Raw genomic sequence first — 17,769 nt, 5'->3', positions numbered from 1 at the left:
CATCGGCGCACGCCCGACGCGCCGAAGCCGTAGGAAAGGACCGATATCCGTGGCTCAGCGCGTAGTGGTTACGCTCTCCGACGACATCGACGGGGGAACAGCGGCGGAAACAGTCACTTTCGCCCTGGACGGCAAGACCTACGAGATCGACCTCAATCCCGCCAATGCGAAGAAACTGCGGAAGACGCTGGCGCCTTACATGGCGGCCGGCCGAAAGCAGACAAATGCCAGCAAGCGCGGCAGGACCCCCGACTCGTACCACCACACCTCCCTCGCCCCGGACCCCGCGGCCGTCCGCGCCTGGGCCCGCTCGCACCGGATGGAGGTGCCGGCCCGCGGCCGGATCCCGAAGAAGGTCTACGAGGCGTTCAACGCGGCGGTGTGAGGCGCGGGCCCACAGCGGTTCAGCATGGGGCCCGCCTCCCCCCGCGACCGGCCTCACACCCCGTCAGGCCGGTCGCGGGGAGCCGACTTGCGTTCCACCCCCGCAGGTCGGATAGAGTCTGGAGCACGCCGAGGGGCGAGGCCGAAAGGCCGAACCCCCAGCAGCGTGCGGGTGTAGTTCAGTAGCAGAACATCCCCCTTCCAGGGGGAAGGCGCAGTGTGCAATTCCTGTCACCCGCTCTGCACGACTCTTCGGGCCACTCCGGTGGATCAGGTAGAGTAGTGATCGCCCCACCGGTGAAAGCCGAGTGGTCGCACTGCGGACGTAGCTCAGTTGGTAGAGCGCAACCTTGCCAAGGTTGAGGTCGCCAGTTCGAACCTGGTCGTCCGCTCCAGAAGGACAGAGGCCCTGATCGATCTCGATCAGGGCCTCTGTCGTGTCCGCTCCTCCCCCGCCATGACGTTTGTCATGGGCACTGGTGACAGCGCGCACTGCTCGCGGGCCTGCTCCGGCGGAACGCTTGGAGCATGACCAGCGACGACTTTCTCAGCGACCGGGCGGCCCCTGCCGTGGCGGACGGTCCGGTGATCGCGGCGGACGGGGTCCGCCGCAGCTACCAGGACGGCTTCGAGGCCGTTTCCGGGGTCTCCTTCTCCGTGGCCCGCGGCGAACTCTTCGCCCTCCTCGGGACGAACGGCGCGGGCAAGACCTCCACCGTCGAACTCCTGGAGGGCCTGGCCCTACCGACCGCCGGGACGATCAGGGTCCTGGGCCACGACCCGTACCGCGAGCGTGCCGCCGTCCGGCCCCGGACCGGGGTGATGCTCCAGGAGGGCGGCTTCCCCTCCGACCTCACCGTCCTGGAGACCGCGCGGATGTGGTCGGCGTGCACCACCGGCGCCCGGCCCGCCGCCGAGGCCCTGGAGATGGTCGGCCTGGGCGGCCGGGCCCGGGTGCGGGTCAAGCAGCTCTCCGGCGGGGAGAAGCGGCGCCTGGACCTGGCGCTGGCTTTGACCTCGCGGCCCGAGGTGCTCTTCCTGGACGAGCCGACGACGGGGCTGGACGCGGAGGGGCGGCGCGACACCTGGGAGCTGATCCGGGCACTCCGTGAGTCCGGCACGACCGTCCTGCTGACCACGCACTACCTGGAGGAGGCCGAGGCGCTCGCGGACCGGCTGGCGATCATGCACCAGGGGCAGATCGTGACGGCCGGGACCACCGCCGAGGTCACGGCGTCGCAGCCCGCCAGGATCCGGTTCACGCTGCCCGACGACGTAGCGGCAGGGCGCCTTCCGCTCGCACTGCGGGCGGGCGCGGACGGGCGGCGGGTCGAGATCCGTACCGCCGCGCTCCAGGAGTCGCTGCACGAACTGCTCGGCTGGGCCCGGGAGTCGGGCGTCCGTCTGATCGGGCTCGACGCCCGCTCCGCCTCCCTGGAGGAGGCGTTCCTCCAGATCGCCAACACCCAGCTCCGCCCCCGCTCCGAGGACCCGCGCGACGCCGGCAGCCGGTCCTCGGGCAGGAGCCGGTTTTCGGACAGGACCCAGGACAAGACGAAGAAGGTGACAGCATGACCACGCCCACCGTCCTCGCGGACGACCGCACGGCCCCTCGCCGCCCCTCCACGAAGGCCTCCGCCTCCGGGCGGCGGCTTGCCGCCCTCGCCCGCGCCGAGCTGCTCCTGCTGGTCCGCAACCGGTCCGCGGTCTTCGTGGCCCTGGTGCTGCCGGTCGTGATGATCCTCTCGATCCGGGCCTCGCTCCAGCAGGTCGACCTCGCCGGCACCGGCCTCTCCGTCGCGGGCGCCGCCCTCACCGGCGGGATCGGCATCGTGCTCGTCCAGGTGGTCTACATGAACCTCGTCACCGGTTACGTCGCCCGGCGCGAGGAGCTGGTCCTCAAGCGGCTTCGCACCGGCGAGGTCACCGACCGCGAGATCCTCACCGCCACCGCCCTGCCCTCCGTCGCGCTCGCGCTCCTCCAGTGCGTGCTGCTGGTCGTGGTCGGGGCGATCGCCTTCGATCTGACGGCCCCGAAGCGGCCGGAGCTGTTCCTGGTGGGTCTGGCGGCGGGCTTCGTGATGATGTCCGCACTGGCCGCCGCGACCTCCGCGATGACCCGTACGGTGCAGACCTCGCAGCTCACCACGTTGCCGCTGTTCTTCGTCTCGCTCTTCGGCTCCGGGATCCTGCTGCCGCTCGACGTCTTCCCGGACCGGCTGGCCTCGGCGTTCGAACTGCTGCCGCTGACCGGGGTGATGACCCTCGTACGGCACGGCTGGCTCGGCAACGCGGAGACCGGCGACCTGCTCGCGGCCGGGATGACGGCGCTGGCCTGGACCGGGTTCGCGGTGTTTGCTGTGCAGCGGTGGTTCCGCTGGGACCCGCGCGGCTGAGGCGGCACGAAGCCCCGACGGGGAGCGGCTGAGCGGCACGGAGACTCCCCACGGGGACGGGGCGAAGGGGTTGGACAAGGTGATCGGTCGGATACGGGGCTGGCGGCGCGGGTGGCAGGAGCGGACCAGGCTCCAGCGCATCGACCTCTACACACAGGTCACGCTCTGCACGCTCCCCTGGGCCTTCCTGCTCTCCTGGGGCCTGCTGCCGCTCGGCGCGACCCTGGACCAGGGCCCGGGGGCCATGGCCCTCGGCGCGGCGTTCCTCGCCGTGAACGCCTTCCAGAGCGTGCTGAGCAACCGCAATGTGGCACCCGCCTTCGCCCACTACCGGGGCGCGGAGCCCTTCCCGCCGCGCCGGCTGCGGCTCCCGGCGGTGCTGCTGGCGGTGCTGACCGGCCTGCTGGTGGCCCTGGCGGCGGTGGGCGGCGTCGACGACGCGGGGCTCTCCCTGCTGGTGCTGGACCTGCCCCTGGCGTTCACGGTGCCCTACGTACTGCTCGTCCCCCTCCGGACGTACCTGCTCCACTGCGCGGCCTTCGCGGTGGTCGTGACGGGTCTCCTGGCGGCCGTCGGGACACCTGGCGGCATGCTGCTCGGGGCGGCCCTCTCGCTGTTCGTCGTCGTCCTGCTGGTGCTCGTCTCGACTCGGCCGAGCGCCTGGAGCCTGACGGTGATGTGGCAGGCGGAGGAGGCGCGGGACACGCAGGCACGGCTGGCGGTGGCGGAGGAGCGGCTGCGGTTCGGCCGGGACATGCACGACGTGCTGGGCCGGAACCTGGCGGTGATCGCGCTCAAGAGCGAGCTGGCCGTGGAGCTGGCCCAGCGCGGGAGCGCGGCGGCCGTGGACCAGATGGTCGAGGTGCAGCGGATCGCCCGCGCCTCGCAGCAGGAGGTGCGCGATGTCGTACGGGGCTACCGCGAGGCCGACCTGCCCACCGAACTCCTGGGCGCCCAGGGCGTGTTGGAGGCCGCCGGGATCAGCTGCACCGTGCAGGGCGCCGACGGGCCGGCGAAGATCGTCGCGCCCCCGGCGGTCCAGGCGGCCCTGGGCTGGGTGGTCCGCGAGGCGGCGACCAACGTCCTGCGCCACGGCGACCCCCGGGCCTGCGTGATCCGGCTGACGACGACGCCGGGCGCGGTGGTGCTGGAGGTCGAGAACGACGGGGCCGGTCCCGGGGCGGGCGCACCGGGCGGGGACGGTTCCAGTGCGCTCCGCAGGGGCTTCGGGGCGCCCGGTGGCGGCTCCGGCCTGGCCGGGCTGCGGGAGCGGCTGGCGGCCCTGGGCGGTGCGCTGGAGGCCGGGCCGACCGGCGACGGCCTGTTCCGCGTCACGGCGACGGTCCCGCTCACGGCCCCGGGCGGGCGCCCCTCCTCCGCGGTCCTTTCGGCGGAGGGCCGATGACCGCCCTCCCTGCCGCCTGCTTCCCGGGCGGGCCGACGGCCACCGCCCGTGCCGCCTCCCTCCCGGCCCGCCCCGCCGCGGAGCCGACGCCCCCCACCCGTACCGTCCGCACCCGTACCGCCCTCCCGGAGGGAAGAGGATGACCGCCGAGGGAGACATGACCACCGAGGACTCCGGCCGGCCCCTGCGGGTGCTGCTCGCCGACGACGAGCACCTGATCCGGGGCGCCCTGGCCGCGCTGCTCGCCCTGGAGGACGACCTCGCGGTCGTCGCGGAGGCGGCGAGCGGCCCGGAGGCGCTCGCGATGGCCCTCGCGCACCGGCCCGATGTCGCCGTCCTCGATCTCCAGATGCCGGGCGCGGACGGTGTGAAGGTCGCCACATCGCTCCGCGCCGAACTCCCCGACTGCCGCACCATGATCGTGACCAGCCACGGCCGCCCCGGGCACCTCAAGCGGGCGCTGGCCGCCGGTGTGCGCGGCTTCGTCCCGAAGACCGTCAGCGCCCGTCGGCTCGCCGAGATCATCCGCACCGTCCACGCCGGACATCGTTATGTGGACCCGGAGTTGGCGGCCGACGCCATCGCCGCCGGGGACTCCCCGCTGACCGCACGGGAGGCCGAGGTGCTCGAACTGGCGGCGGACGGGGCGCCGGTCGCGGAGATCGCGGAGCGGGCCTCGCTCTCGCCGGGCACGGTCCGCAACTACCTCTCCTCGGCCGCCTCCAAGATCGGTGCGGAGAACCGGCACACGGCGGTGCGTCTCGCCCGCGAGCGAGGTTGGGTATAGTAGGCACCGCGCCGAGGCGCACTGCGGACGTAGCTCAGTTGGTAGAGCGCAACCTTGCCAAGGTTGAGGTCGCCAGTTCGAACCTGGTCGTCCGCTCCGGAAAGCGAAGGCCCCGGTCCACCTGGACCGGGGCCTTCGCCGTATCCGCCTGCCCCTAGGACCAGTTGGAGCCGGTCAGCACCTCGTACGCCTCGATGTACTTGGCGCGGGTCGCGTCCACGATCTCCTGCGGGAGCGCCGGCGGCGGCGTCTCGCTCGCGCGGTCCCAGCCGGAGGCCGGGGAGGTCAGCCAGTCGCGGACGAACTGCTTGTCGTACGAGGGCTGCGCGCGGCCGGGCTGCCAGGTGGCGGCGGGCCAGAAGCGCGAGGAGTCGGGCGTCAGCACCTCGTCCGCGATGATCAGCCGCTCGCCGCCGTCCTCGGTGGTCTCGTAGCCGAACTCGAACTTGGTGTCGGCCAGGATGATCCCCCGCTGATGGGCGATGTCCCGGGCGCGGCGGTAGACGTCGAGCGTGGTCCGGCGCAGCTCGGCGGCGGTCTCCACGCCGACCTGGTGGGCGACCTCCTCGTAGGAGACGTTCTCGTCGTGGTCCCCGACGGCCGCCTTGGTGGCCGGGGTGAAGATCGGGCCGGGCAGCTCGGAGCCGTCGAGCAGGCCCTCGGGTAGGCCGATGCCGCAGACCGTACGGGAGTCGTTGTACTCGACGAGTCCGGAGCCGGTGAGATAGCCGCGCGCCACGCACTCGACCGGGACCATGCGCAGGTTCTTGCAGACGAGGGTGCGGCCCTCCCACTCCGCCGGGGCGCCGGGCGGCAGCTCGGTGGAGAGCACGTGGTTGGGGACCAGGTCGGCCAGCTGGTCGAACCACCAGAGCGAGAGCCTGGTGAGGACGCGGCCCTTGTCGGGGATCTCGGTCGGCAGAACCCAGTCGTAGGCGGACATACGGTCGCTGGCGACCATGACGAGGTCGCCCGCCTCGTTCCGGTACAGGTCACGCACCTTGCCGGTGTGCAGGTGGGTGAGGCCCGGAACCTGTACGGGCTCGGGCTTTTCTACAAAACCGGACACGGTGCCTCCGCGTAGATTGATCCAGGAGCGGTTCCGATTGTCCCGTACGGAGGCGGCGGGTACGGGAGCGGGGCCGTGAACACGCCCGGCCGCGCTTCAGTCCCGCTTGCAGATGCGGTCGAGAAGGTTGGCCGTGGCCTGCTGGATGCGGGCGTCGACGTGGCCGGGGCGGTCCAGCGCAGGGGACCAGGCGAAGGTGCCGGAGGCGAAGACGAGCGCGCCGGAGGGGGCCTGGTAGAGCGAGGTCTCCTGGTGGCGGGTGGCGCCTTCGGAGTCCTGGTACGGGGAGTGGGCGAGCAGGATGCGGCTGTCGTGCTCCGGCAGGCTCGTACGGGGGAAGTAGCGGTCGGCCTCACCGGCGACCAGGCCCTCGATCTCGTCGCCGTCGGCCGCGCCCGTGGCGTCCCAGAGCCAGTGCTCGGCGTTGCGCACCACCAGCGGGCTGGGCTCGGGCACCCGGCCCGCGTACTGGATGCCCAGGAGCTGCTGCTCGGGCCGGTCCACCTCGCGCCAGAGGGCGGACTTCCCGGGGCCCCGGCGCTTGCGGCAGGTCAGCAGCCGGTCCGGCTCGCCGGAAGCCGAGGGGGCGAGGCCCACCTGCCAGTACATGGTGTTGGCGGAGAGGAAGACGAGCGAGGTGCCGCCGTCGCGGGCGCGCTCGGCGGCCCGGCGCATGGGGGCGGTCCAGTACTCGTCGTGGCCGGGGAAGACCAGGCCCCGGTAGCGGCTGGGGTCGATCCGCCCGGCGTGCAGATCGCGGGCGTCGGCGTAGGCGAGATCGTAGCCGTACCGCTCGGCCCAGCGGATGAAGTCGTAGGCGTGCCCCACGTGCAGGGGCAGTCCGGCCCCGGCGTACGGGCGGTCGAAGGAGATCGTGACGGCCGCGTCCTCCTCGCCCAGCAGCCGCCCCCGCTCGTCCCACGCGTGGTAGAGGCTGGCGCCGGTGCGGCCGTCCTCCGGGTAGAGGTTGTACGCCTGCCAGGTGATGTCGGGGAGCAGGAGCAGCAGATCGGCGGGGTGGTCGTGGCGGACGGTGAAGGGGATGTGCGAGCGGTACCCGTCGGCGGTGGTCAGCACGGCCACGTACGCGCCGACCGACCAGTGGCTCGGGATCTGGAGCCGCCAGGACATCCACCAGTGGTGGCAGGAGACGGTCCGGTCGGCGGCCAGCGGCGGCGGCTGGACGATACCGGAGAGGCGCGGGCTGGTGGTGATCTTGGCCGCGCCGTCGCCGCCGTAGTGACCGATCCGGTAGACGTCGACGGAGAACTGCTGGGGCGGGTCCACGGTGATGTGGAAGTCGATGGCCTCGCCGGGGGCGGCCGCTCCGGGCGAGACGAAGCCCTTGATCTGGCGGTGGACGTCGTCGGCGGTACGGGTGCCACCGCCGGTGGAACGGGCGAGGTCCGCGTACCAGGGGACGACCTGGCCGGTGTCGTCGAAGTAGTTCTCACTGCCGCGCAGCCAGGGCAGCGGGCCCTGACCGAAGGGGTCGCTCACCGCGTGCGCGAGGGCGCCCGACTCCCACCGGCGAATCTGCTCCGCCCCCATGCCGCGCCCCTCCCTCGGGTCCCCCGGACAACTCCTGTGCGCACGATGTCAGCGCCGATCCCCAGCACATCACATAACGCACGCGCTACGTCACCCTTCGTCGCTAATTGACGTGAACGGAACCTTTCCTTCCGACCTTTCCGCCGACTGCCTCCGGGCCGGTGCCGACTGCCCCGGCCTCGTACGGGCTGCCCCGGCTCGTACGGGCTGCCGGTGCCCGTCCCGGCCGCCTCGCTCGTGAGGGCCGCGACCGGGCTGCCACCAAGGCTCAGACCAACCGCACCGGCTTGTCGGAGCGCACGCCCACCTCGGCCAGCCAGGACCGCAGCGGGTCCGGGTCGCCGTCCTCGACCAGGCTGAGGACCGGCGTCGCGAGGTCCGCCCGGCGTTCGCCGTCGACGAGCAGCGCGGGACCGTCCAGCCAGTCGAGCCCGGGGGCCGCGCCCGCCGTGTCCACGGCCGCGCAGCAGACCATGGCCGCGACGTGGTCGGCCAGCAGCTCGGTGCCCGTACGCGGAGGCTGGAGCGGGAAGAGGGGGAGCGGGTCGGGGCCCCAGACGTCGAGCGCGTCCGGTCCCGCGCCGACCCCCGTCTGCGGGGCCGGGCCGGACACGGGGGCCCGGGCGTCGTCGCGGGCGACCGCCGCCCCGATACCGGCGGCCAGCTCCTCCCCCGGCTCGCCGGGGCCGGCCAGGTGCTCCATGACCCGGGCGAGGGTGGGTACGGCCGGGTCGGCGACGGAGGCCGGGGGCACGCCCATCGCGTCGAGCACCCGGTGCAGCCGGGCCGCCTCCGTACGCCACTTCCGGTCGACGACCTCTTCCGGATACTGCTGCCAGTCCACCGGGGCCCAGTCCGGACCGCTCTCCGCCGGGCCGCCGTGGAAGAGCCGGGCGGCGAGCAGGGAGGTGGCCTCGTCGGCCACGCCGGGCTCTTCGAGCAGGTCGCAGGCGGGGCGCTCACCGAGGCGCGAGGTGAAGCCGTCGGCCAGCCGGTCCCTGCGGGAGAGCTCGGTGAGGGCGGAGACCACCCCGGCGTCCAGCCGGGAGGGCCAGCGGCCCATCCGCCAGGCGGGCAGCGCGACCCGGGTCAGCAGCCGGTCCCAGCCGGCGTAGGCCAGGCCGACCTGCTCCTGGGCGGCGATGCGGAGCGCGTAGTCGACGTCCTGGGCACGCATCGACGCGGTGACCGCCACGCACCGCTCCATCTCGGCGGCATGCTCCCGGCACGCGCGCAGCAGCAGCCGGGCGACCCAGCCGGTGAAGGCGGCCGGGGCGGCGCGGAGGGGCCCCTTGCCAGGGGCGGCGGCATCGGCCACGGCGGCGTCCAGACCGCGGACGAAGCGGCGGGCGGCGGCTATGTCGGGGTGCGCGGAGGACCCGGTGCCCGCGACGACGGGGGCGAGGACGGCGCGCAGCTCGGCGACCCGCATCCACCAGAGGAAGGGCGAGCCGATGACGAGGACGGGCGCGGGGGCGGTCTCCTGGGCCGCACGGCCCCGGGGCCCCGGCGTAGCTCCGGCTCCCGACCGGGTCCCGGCTTCCGACCAGGTGTCGGCTTCCCACTGGCCTCCGGGCGGGGCTTTCGGCCGCCTCCTGTGGGGGCGATGCGCGCGGCGCGTACGGTGGGTGCGGTCCTCCAGCCAGCTGTCGCAGTCCGGGGTCAGGGCTATGGCGGAAGGCGCGGGGACGCCGAGCCGTTCGGCCAGGTCCCGGACCAGCCGGTAGAGATCGGGGGCGCCCTCCTCCGCCACGGGGACGGTCGGGCTCACGGCGGGCCGGGCCCGCGCGACGGAGACCGCGACGGCGGCGGCCACCAGCAGCACCACGACGGCGACAGCGGCCGCCACCCAGCGCACACCGTCCCAGACGGGCCCGCCGAGATACCCCTGCGCGCCCGCGGCGAACAGCACGACGGCCACGGCCGCGGGCGTGATCACCACGGCCAACGCCCTGCCGCGGATCCGCAGCAGGGCGAGCGCTCGGGCCTGTGCGGCCCGCGCACCCAGCTCCTCACCCACGTCGATACCGGACACGGCCGGATGTCACCCCCTCTGCCCCGCGACGGTTGTTCACTCCACCACTGTGGCACCCGTCACCGACATCGCAATGCCGGTGGGCCAAGTGCCGGAACGCTTGCGCCGCACCCTAGTTGGGGCCTCGGCGGGCGTCATCCGTCTGGCCCAGTCGTCACCCGATGGAATGGCTTTGGGCAAAGCTGCTGACGTGTCCGCGCCCATAGGGCAGGGCCGGGGCAGGGAGGGCGCGGGGCGGGGCGGGCGTAGAGGGCTAGGTCCGGGAGCCGTGGTGCGTACGCGGACAGCCCCCCGGGCCGCCCGCGTACGCCGGTGGCGTGCGGGACGGCGCGAGGGGCTGCGCGGGCGGTGCGTGAGGGATCAGCCTCCGGCGGCCTTCAGGGCGATGTCCGTCCGGTGCTGAGAGCCGTCCAGGCGGATGCGGCCGAGGGCGGTGTAGGCGCGCTCACGGGCCGCTGCGAGGTCCTTGCCCGTCGCGGTCACCGAGAGGACCCGGCCGCCCGCGCTGAGGACCGCGTCGCCCTCGGCGCGGGTCCCGGCGTGCAGGACGTACGCGTCGGGGGCATCCTGCGCCGCGACCTCCGCGAGCCCGTCGATCGGGTCGCCGGTGCGGGGGGTGCCCGGGTAGTTGTGCGAGGCGATCACGACGGTGACCGCCGCGTCGTCGCGCCACTTCAGCGGCGGGAGCTGGTCCAGGGCGCCTTCGGCGGAGGCGAGCAGGACACCGGCGAGCGGGGTCTTGAGCCGGGCCAGCACGACCTGGGTCTCCGGGTCGCCGAACCGCGCGTTGAACTCGATGACCCGGACCCCGCGCGAGGTGATGGCGAGGCCCGCGTAGAGCAGCCCGGAGAAGGGCGTGCCCCGGCGGCGCAGCTCGTCGACGGTCGGCTGGAGGACGGTTTCGAGGACCTCGTCGACCAGCTTGGGGTCCGCCCACGGGAGCGGGGAGTAGGCGCCCATGCCGCCGGTGTTCGGGCCCTCGTCGCCGTCCAGCGCGCGCTTGAAGTCCTGGGCGGGCTGGAGCGGCAGCACGGTGGTGCCGTCGGTGATGGCGAAGAGGCTGACCTCGGGGCCGTCGAGGAACTCCTCGATGACCACACGGTCGCAGGAGAGCGCGTGGGCGCGGGCCGCCTCGACGTCCTCGGTGACGACGACGCCCTTGCCCGCCGCGAGGCCGTCGTCCTTGACGACGTAGGGGGCACCGAAGGCGTCGAGGGCCTCGTCGATCTCGGCGGGGGTGGTGCAGACGTAGCTACGGGCGGTGGGGACCCCGGCGCCCGCCATGACGTCCTTGGCGAACGCCTTGGAGCCTTCCAGCCGCGCGGCTTCGCCGGAGGGGCCGAAGCACGGGATGCCGGCCGCGCGCACGGCGTCGGCGACCCCGGCGACGAGCGGCGCCTCCGGGCCGACGACCACCAGCCCGGCGCCCAGCTCGGTCGCGAGGCGCGCGACGGCGTCGCCGTCGAGCGCGTCGACCGGGTGCAGTTCGGCCACCTCTGCGATGCCGGCGTTGCCGGGGGCGCAGTACAGAGCGGTGACCTCGGGGTCGAGGGACAGAGAGCGGCACAGGGCGTGTTCGCGGGCGCCGCCGCCGATGACGAGGACCTTCACGGGGTGCAGCCTAGCCGCCGGGGCCCGAGGACCCGGACCCCCGCCGATCCGTGGACGGCGAGGAGCGCCGCCGGGGACACCCCCGGGAACACTCCCTCCGCCCCGGCTACTGCTCGTTGGTGAACTCCTCCACCACCGTGGCGCCCAGCTCGCGGACGATCAGCTCGTGGCCGGAGAGGGCGGAGTCGACGAGATCCGGGTCGTCGGCCTCCGCGGTGTCGTCCTCGGGGGCCACGGAGCGCGGTGGCTCGGAGGCGTACCCGTGGGAGGGCTCCGGGGCGGCGGGCGGCGCCGTGTCCCGGGCCTGCTGCCGGGGCGGCGGGGAGGAGGCCGCGGCCTGCGGGGAGGGGGGCTGCTGGGGGGCGTGCGCCGGGTTGCCCTCGTACGCCAACGGGGCCGGGGCGGACGGCGAGGGCGCGGGGGCCGGCTGGTACTGCGGGGCCGGGGGGCGTGCGCCGCCGGGGGCCGGGGGGGCCGAGCCGCCGCCGGAGGTGTCGACGACCGCCTCGACGCGCCACTGGGCGTTGAACCGCTCGGCGAGCGCCTGCTTGAGGACCTCCTCGCTGCCGCTGCTCGCGAAGTTGTCCCGGGCGCCGGCGTTGATGAAGCCGAGCCGGAGGGTGGTGCCGTCGAACCCGTTCACCTGGGCGTTCTGGCTGAGCAGGATCCAGGTGAAGCGGCGCTTGTTCTTCACGGCCTCCAGGATGTCGGGCCACATGCTCCGGACCTGGCCGGCCCCTTGGCTCATGTCCTGGCCCGACGCGGGGGCGGCCGGGGCGGAGGGGGCGGGGGTGGCCGCGGCGGGGGCGGCGGGCGCCGGGGCGGCCGGGCCGCCGCCGGGGGCCGAGGCGGTGGGCCAGCCACCGGGGCGCCGGGGCGCCTGCTCGCCGCCGGCCACGGCGGGCCACGAGCCGGGCCGCTGGGCGGGGGCGGGCGCCGGGGCCTCGGCAGGCTGCGGGGGGGTGTGGGTCTGCGGCGCTGCGGGCGGCGCGTAGGCGGCGGGGGCCGGGGCCTCGCCCCGTACGGCCCCGCGGGCGCCCTCGGGGCCCGCGGGGGCCACGGGTGCGGCCTGCGGGGCGTGGGCCTCGGGCCCGGGGACGTACCCCATCGGCGCCACGGCGGCGGGCGGCGCGGAGAGTGCGGCGGCAGCGGCGGCGGACGCACCGCGCTCCAGCCGGTCGAGCCGGGCCTGCATCGACCGCTCGTCGTCGAAGGCGGCCGGAAGCAGGACCCGGGCGCAGATCAGCTCCACCTGGAGGCGGGGCGAGGTGGCGCCGCGCATCTCGGTGAGCCCCTCGTTGACCAGGTCGGCGGCGCGGCTCAACTCGGCCGCACCGAAGACGGAGGCCTGGGCCTGCATGCGCTCGACGACATCGGCGGGGGCGTCGATGAGCCCCTTCTCACCGGCGTCGGGCACGGCGGCGAGGATCACCAGATCGCGCAGCCGCTCCAGGAGGTCCGCCACGAACCGGCGGGGGTCGTTGCCGCCCTCGATGACCCGGTCGACGACCTCGAAGGCGGCGGCCCCGTCACCGGCGGCGAAGGCGTCGATGATCGAGTCGAGGAGCGAGCCGTCCGTGTAGCCGAGGAGGGCGGTCGCCATGGCGTAGGTCACGCCGTCGTCGCCCGCACCGGCGAGCAGCTGGTCCATGACGGACATGGAGTCACGCACTGACCCGGCTCCGGCCCGCACGACGAGCGGCAGGACGCCGTCCTCGACGGGGCTGTTCTCCCGCCCGCACACATCGGCGAGATAGCTGCGCAGGGTCCCGGGGGGCACCAGCCGGAACGGGTAGTGGTGCGTACGCGACCGGATCGTCCCGATGACCTTCTCGGGCTCGGTGGTCGCGAAGATGAACTTGAGGTGCTCCGGCGGCTCCTCGACCACCTTCAGCAGGGCGTTGAACCCCGCCGGGGTGACCATGTGGGCCTCGTCGATGATGTAGATCTTGTAACGGCTGGAGGCGGGCCCGAAGAACGCCTTCTCGCGCAGGTCACGGGCGTCGTCCACACCACCGTGCGAGGCGGCGTCGATCTCGATGACGTCGATGGACCCCGGCCCGTTCCGCGCGAGGTCCCGGCACGACTGGCACTCCCCGCACGGGGTCGGCGTGGGTCCCTGCTCGCAGTTCAGACAGCGGGCGAGGATGCGCGCACTGGTCGTCTTTCCACAGCCGCGCGGCCCACTGAACAGGTACGCGTGATTGACCCGGTTGTTCCGCAGGGCCTGCTGGAGCGGGTCAGTGACATGCTCCTGACCGATGACCTCGGCGAACGACTCGGGGCGGTAGCGGCGGTACAGCGCAAGGGACGACACATCTACGAGGTTATCGGGGCGCACTGACACCCGGCCCCACACAGCCCGCACGACCACCCTCGGAACGGGCCGTACGGGCACTCCGGCGAGCAAGGCCCCAAAACGCAAGGACCCCCCACGCACCCGCCAGAGCCGACCTACCCTTGCTGCCTTCCGGCCCTGGGGGAGTTCAGTCAGATAGCGCCACGTGAGGGGCTGACGCCCACCTTAACCGATCCCCGCCCCCTCCGGTCCACCCGCCCGCCCCGCCGGACGACCCGCACGGCTCCTCCGGACGTCCCGCACGGCCCCTCGGGACGATCTTCGGCGAACGTGTTCGCGAGCACCCTCCAACGTCTTGTATTGTTTGCGGCGGAGGATTCGCCTAGTGGCCTAGGGCGCACGCTTGGAAAGCGTGTTGGGGGCAACCCCTCACGAGTTCGAATCTCGTATCCTCCGCAGTCGCCTGAACAGGCGAAACGAAGAGCCGGACCGCTTCGCGCGGTCCGGCTCTTCGGCGTGCCGTGGTTGCATTTCGGGTTGTGTTTACATCACCTTAATCGGAACATTTCGGCGCGCGAGTGGCCGACACTGCCCGCGAGATGGCGACGTCCGGGGAATACCCCTCACTGTTCCGCACCCGCGACCCCGGCGAAGGCACCATGCTTGAGCCCGGCACCGGAACGGCTTCGGTGCTGCTCCGGCCTGGTCTGACGAGGTGCCCGCATGAAGTCCCGATCGACACTGGCGTCCTGGCTGGGCAGCCTCGACGCTCCTCGCCTGGCGCGTGTGCTCGCGGCACGGAAGGACGCGGCGTCATCTCCGGAGCCGCGGACGGTGGGGGAGCTGGCGGACCGCCTCCAGCGCCCTGGGTCGGTGGCTCTCGCCCTGCCGCAGCTCACGCTCCCGTGCCTGCAGGTGGCCGAGACGCTGGCGGCATTCGAGGGCCCGGCATCGCCTGATGACCTGGCGAACCTGCTGGGAGCGATGGACGGCGGCGGACGGCGCGGACTGGACTCCACGCTGGAGGTGCTCGCCGATTACGCACTGGTGTGGCCGGACGGCACCGGAGCACTCCGCATGGCCTCACCCCTGCGGCAGGCATGGGACGCCCCCCTGGGGCTGGACACCCCTCTGGAGAAGCTGCTGGCGGGCGCGACCTCAGACGAGCTGCGCACCATGCTCGTGACCCTCGGCATCAAGCCACCCGGCACCAAGCAGCAGCGACTGGTGGCCTTGGTGGAACACCACAGCGACCCGCAAGGCATCGCCACACTGGTGGCACGGGCACCGGCAAACACACAGAAGCTGCTTGCCCGCCGAGCGGAATCCACGTCAGGGCAGCGGCAGTTCATTATGTTCGGGTCACCCGGGCCCGACCTCGAACCTTGCGCGCGATGGGCACTCGACCGGGGACTCCTGATCGTGGACCGCCACCGGTACGGCCCCGCGCGCATGCCCGTCGAAGTCGCGCTGGCATTGCGCGGGCCGGATTGGCACGCCCCGTTCGACCCCCTGCCGCCTTCCGCAAAGGTGGTGCCGGTCGGCGCCGCCGAGGTGGAACGGGAGGCCGCAGCCGCGGCCACGGCACTCGCCGCCAAGGCCGCCTCCGTCCTGTCGGCCTGCTCCGCTTCCCCGCCGACCAGGCTCAAGTCCGGTGGGATCGGTGCACGTGAACTGGCCCGGACCGGCAAGGCGTCCCAGGCCGACGACGCCGTGGTCCGCATCATCCTGGAGACCGCGTACGCCGCCGGACTACTGGGCCGGGACGGCGACCGTGTGGCATCCACCGGGGCATACGACGCCTGGGCGGAGCAGGAGCCCGCCGAGCGGCTCGCCGTACTGCTCCAGGCATGGCGCAACCTGGCACTCACCCCCACCCAGGCGCGTGACGAGGACAACAAGGCGCTCCCCGCCCTCGCGGGAGCGCCTCCCTGTAGCGGCTGCCTGCAGGCCCGGCACGGACTGCTCCACGCGGCGGCGCAGCTTCCGGCGGGGCACGGCGCGACCATCGCCGCGGACCTGGGGCCGCTGGTGGCCTGGCATCGCCCGCTCGCCGACTGGTCGCCGCTGGACGGGACACCGTTCGCCACCCTGATCCGCGAGGCCGAGCTGCTCGGCGTGCTCGCCCGCGGCGCGCTGTCTCCCCCTCGGCGACGCCCTGCTGGAAGACGACGTCGCAGGACTGGCCGCTGTGTGCTGGCGGCTCCTGCCCACGGCCACCCGGACAGCACATATGGGCGCCGACCTCACCGCCGTCGTCACCGGCACTCCATCGGCACCACTCGCCGCGCTGCTGGATTCCGTCGCCGACCGCGAGACCAGCGGCACGGCCTCGGTCTGGCGGTTCAGTACCGGCAGCGTCCGGCGGGCTCTGGACTCCGGACACTCGCCGGACGACCTCACAGCCGGCCTGGCCGCCATCGCTTCCAGGCCGCTGCCCCAGCCTCTGTCCTACCTCATCGCTGACACAGCCCGCAGCCATGGCCACGTGCGCATCGCCCCCGCCGCATGTGTCATCCACGGTGAGGAGCCGGCGCTCCTCACCGAGCTCACCACCCACCGCAAGCTCCGCAAACTCGGCCTGCGGCAGCTCGCGCCCACGGTGCTGGTCGGCCGCAGCCCGCTCGACACGACCCTCGCCGCGCTCCGCGCCGAGGGCTACGCCCCCGTCGCCGAGACCGCCGACGGAACCGTACGCATCGAGAAGACCCGACCGCAGAGGGCCGCCGCCGTACCGACCCCCCGAAAGGCCGGCACGGGCTCCGGCCGCCACAACGCGGTCAACCACACCGTGAGGACACCGGCCGGCACCGGCCGGAACACCCTGGCCGCCCGCCTGCTCACCGCCCCACCCACCACCCCGGACCCCGACCCCCTCGGCAGCGGGATCCCCTTCGGCACCGACACCGACACCGAGGAGATCGTCGCCGGGTACGCGAAGCGGCTGTCCTACACCGATGTCCGCCAGCTCGCCCATGCCGTCGACACCGGAACGCCCATCACCGTCGAATACGTCGCGACCTCCGGCAACCGCACGGTACGCACCCTCAGCCGCCTCGAACTCGACCCGCCCTACCTCGAAGCCTGGTGCCACCTGCGAGAGGACGAGCGCGTCTTCACCCTCTCCCGGATCCACAGCGTCATGCCCGCGTAGCCGTCCGTGCACAGCTTCAGATACACTTGACTCCACAGTTGATATCAGGAGGTGCACATGAGCCGAACCGTCATCGATCTGGACGACGAGTTGGTCGCCGATGTGGCGAAAGCCCTGGGAACGAGCACCAAGAAGGAAACGGTCAACACAGCGCTCCGCGAAGTGCTGGAAAACCGGCGCCGCGCACTGGCCCTCACCCGGCTCCGCGCCGCCGCCGATCAGGGCGCCTTCGACCTGGAGTTGTTCGAGGACAAGAGGAACTACCGGCGGTGAACGCGGCACAGTTCCTGATCGACACCAGCGCCCTCGCACGCTTCCTGAGGAGAGACGCGGAGCAGTACGGTTGGGACCAGGCGGCAGCCGCCGGGCTCATCGCCACCTGCCCCATCACGGAGCTGGAGTTCTTCTACAGCGCCCGGTCGGCCGCCGACCGGGCGCGCGGTATCGAGGACATCCGGCTGATCTTCGGCTGGGTCCCCGTCGATGACCGCGCCTACGACCGTGCCTGGCAGGTTCAGGAGGCCCTTACCAAGCAAGGCAAGCACCGCAGTGCGGGCGCAGTGGATCTCGTGGTGGCCGCAACAGCGGAGCTGCAGGGCCTCACCCTCCTACACCGCGACCACGACTTCGAATGCGTCGCCGCCGTGACCGGCCAGCCCCTCCAGTGGTACGGCCCGGAGGGCCGTAAGTAGGCGAGCAGTGGTTGCAGTTCTGGTTGCACTCGCCCCCGTCCGGGGCCGTCCGCCAGGTAGCACCTCAGGCACTCCACCCCAGGCCAGGACGGGTACAGCCTCCGCCGGGCGGCCATACGAACATTTGGAAAGCATGTTGGGGGCAACCCCTCACAAGTTCGAATCTCGCATCCTCCGCAGTCGCCTGAACAGGCGAAACGAAGACCCCGGACCGCTCCAGCGGCCGGGGTCTTCGGCATGCCCTGGTCTCAGTTTCGGTCTCGTTTACTTGCGATATTCGCGACATTAACCGCATGCACCAGGGCACCCTTGGGAGTGGCCGACGTCGAGAACGGCGGGGACACACTGAGGACGCCAGAACTAGGAGTATGTTTTATGGAGGTGTA

The 17,769-nt window shown here is 73.0% G+C and carries 13 protein-coding genes, 4 tRNA genes, 1 other RNA gene and 1 pseudogene; 13 read left to right on the top strand and 6 right to left on the bottom strand.

Annotation, left to right across the window (positions count from 1 at the left end; all coding sequences use genetic code 11):
• Positions 1-49: 49 nt before the first annotated feature.
• The 9 genes from AC0682_RS17450 to AC0682_RS17410 all read left to right on the top strand — a co-directional run bounded on the left by AC0682_RS17450 (position 50) and on the right by AC0682_RS17410 (position 5,068).
• Positions 50-385, top strand: coding sequence for a histone-like nucleoid-structuring protein Lsr2 (locus AC0682_RS17450; RefSeq protein WP_254812071.1), 336 nt, complete (start codon positions 50-52; stop codon positions 383-385).
• A 167-nt stretch (positions 386-552) separates the two neighbouring features.
• A tRNA-Gly gene (locus tag AC0682_RS17445) sits at positions 553-624 on the top strand.
• A 79-nt stretch (positions 625-703) separates the two neighbouring features.
• A tRNA-Gly gene (locus tag AC0682_RS17440) sits at positions 704-779 on the top strand.
• A 133-nt stretch (positions 780-912) separates the two neighbouring features.
• A complete protein-coding gene (locus AC0682_RS17435; RefSeq protein ID WP_478533706.1) occupies positions 913-1,959 on the top strand; it encodes an ABC transporter ATP-binding protein in 1,047 nt (348 codons plus the stop codon).
• Positions 1,956-2,780 (top strand): ABC transporter permease, encoded by an 825-nt coding sequence (locus AC0682_RS17430; RefSeq protein ID WP_478533705.1) that lies wholly within the window; start codon positions 1,956-1,958, stop codon positions 2,778-2,780. The genes AC0682_RS17435 and AC0682_RS17430 overlap by 4 nt, the downstream gene beginning before the upstream one ends.
• 79 nt (positions 2,781-2,859) lie before the next feature.
• Positions 2,860-4,185 (top strand): sensor histidine kinase, encoded by a 1,326-nt coding sequence (locus tag AC0682_RS17425; protein WP_478533703.1) that lies wholly within the window; start codon positions 2,860-2,862, stop codon positions 4,183-4,185.
• Entirely contained in the window at positions 4,182-4,328 is a 147-nt protein-coding gene (locus AC0682_RS17420) for a hypothetical protein (RefSeq protein ID WP_478533702.1), read from the top strand. The genes AC0682_RS17425 and AC0682_RS17420 overlap by 4 nt, the downstream gene beginning before the upstream one ends.
• Positions 4,325-4,972 (top strand): response regulator, encoded by a 648-nt coding sequence (locus tag AC0682_RS17415; RefSeq protein WP_478533701.1) that lies wholly within the window; start codon positions 4,325-4,327, stop codon positions 4,970-4,972. The genes AC0682_RS17420 and AC0682_RS17415 overlap by 4 nt, the downstream gene beginning before the upstream one ends.
• A 23-nt stretch (positions 4,973-4,995) precedes the next feature.
• A tRNA-Gly gene (locus AC0682_RS17410) sits at positions 4,996-5,068 on the top strand.
• A 58-nt stretch (positions 5,069-5,126) separates the two neighbouring features.
• Here the strand turns inward: AC0682_RS17410 and AC0682_RS17405 are convergent.
• The 6 genes from AC0682_RS17405 to ffs all read right to left on the bottom strand — a co-directional run bounded on the left by AC0682_RS17405 (position 5,127) and on the right by ffs (position 13,755).
• Positions 5,127-6,041, bottom strand: a complete 915-nt coding sequence (locus tag AC0682_RS17405) for a phosphoribosylaminoimidazolesuccinocarboxamide synthase (protein WP_254812072.1) — start codon at positions 6,039-6,041, stop codon at positions 5,127-5,129.
• 96 nt (positions 6,042-6,137) lie between these two features.
• A complete protein-coding gene (locus AC0682_RS17400; RefSeq protein WP_254812073.1) occupies positions 6,138-7,592 on the bottom strand; it encodes a N,N-dimethylformamidase beta subunit family domain-containing protein in 1,455 nt (484 codons plus the stop codon).
• A 268-nt stretch (positions 7,593-7,860) separates the two neighbouring features.
• Positions 7,861-9,627 (bottom strand): hypothetical protein, encoded by a 1,767-nt coding sequence (locus AC0682_RS17395; RefSeq protein WP_478533699.1) that lies wholly within the window; start codon positions 9,625-9,627, stop codon positions 7,861-7,863.
• Between the two features lie 360 nt (positions 9,628-9,987).
• Positions 9,988-11,238 (bottom strand): phosphoribosylamine--glycine ligase, encoded by a 1,251-nt coding sequence (gene purD / locus AC0682_RS17390; protein WP_478533698.1) that lies wholly within the window; start codon positions 11,236-11,238, stop codon positions 9,988-9,990.
• 106 nt (positions 11,239-11,344) lie between these two features.
• Positions 11,345-13,555 carry a DNA polymerase III subunit gamma and tau gene (locus AC0682_RS17385; protein WP_478533697.1) on the bottom strand — a complete coding sequence of 737 codons (2,211 nt, stop codon included), beginning with the start codon at positions 13,553-13,555 and terminating at the stop codon, positions 11,345-11,347.
• A 103-nt stretch (positions 13,556-13,658) separates the two neighbouring features.
• Positions 13,659-13,755: signal recognition particle sRNA small type (ffs, locus tag AC0682_RS17380), an RNA gene on the bottom strand.
• A 153-nt stretch (positions 13,756-13,908) separates the two neighbouring features.
• Between ffs and AC0682_RS17375 the strand changes: the two genes are divergently transcribed.
• The 4 genes and pseudogenes from AC0682_RS17375 (at position 13,909) to AC0682_RS17360 (ending at position 17,383) form a co-directional block, all read left to right on the top strand.
• Positions 13,909-13,993, top strand: a tRNA-Ser gene (locus tag AC0682_RS17375).
• A 267-nt stretch (positions 13,994-14,260) separates the two neighbouring features.
• Positions 14,261-16,691 (top strand): annotated as a pseudogene (locus tag AC0682_RS17370) (helicase C-terminal domain-containing protein).
• Positions 16,692-16,748: 57 nt separating this feature from the next.
• The gene (locus AC0682_RS17365) at positions 16,749-16,964 is read left to right on the top strand and encodes a type II toxin-antitoxin system VapB family antitoxin (RefSeq protein ID WP_100202944.1); all 216 of its coding nucleotides are present in this window, start codon (positions 16,749-16,751) and stop codon (positions 16,962-16,964) included.
• Positions 16,961-17,383: a PIN domain-containing protein gene (locus tag AC0682_RS17360; RefSeq protein ID WP_478533696.1), complete on the top strand. Its 423-nt coding sequence runs from the start codon at positions 16,961-16,963 to the stop codon at positions 17,381-17,383. The genes AC0682_RS17365 and AC0682_RS17360 overlap by 4 nt, the downstream gene beginning before the upstream one ends.
• The last annotated feature ends 386 nt before the right edge of the window (positions 17,384-17,769 follow it).

It is taken from the genome of Streptomyces sp. NPDC043746 (genome assembly GCF_056436485.1).
Note: the sequence above shows the minus strand (reverse complement) of the source record. Positions and strands in the feature narration are given on the sequence as shown.

Coding starts and splice junctions, on each gene's coding strand:
- AC0682_RS17435 (WP_478533706.1), top strand. CDS start 913: ATGACCAGCGACGACTTTCTCAGCGACCGGGCGGCCCCTGCCGTGGCG.
- AC0682_RS17430 (WP_478533705.1), top strand. CDS start 1,956: ATGACCACGCCCACCGTCCTCGCGGACGACCGCACGGCCCCTCGCCGC.
- AC0682_RS17420 (WP_478533702.1), top strand. CDS start 4,182: ATGACCGCCCTCCCTGCCGCCTGCTTCCCGGGCGGGCCGACGGCCACC.
- AC0682_RS17415 (WP_478533701.1), top strand. CDS start 4,325: ATGACCGCCGAGGGAGACATGACCACCGAGGACTCCGGCCGGCCCCTG.
- AC0682_RS17400 (WP_254812073.1), bottom strand. CDS start 7,592: ATGGGGGCGGAGCAGATTCGCCGGTGGGAGTCGGGCGCCCTCGCGCAC.
- AC0682_RS17365 (WP_100202944.1), top strand. CDS start 16,749: ATGAGCCGAACCGTCATCGATCTGGACGACGAGTTGGTCGCCGATGTG.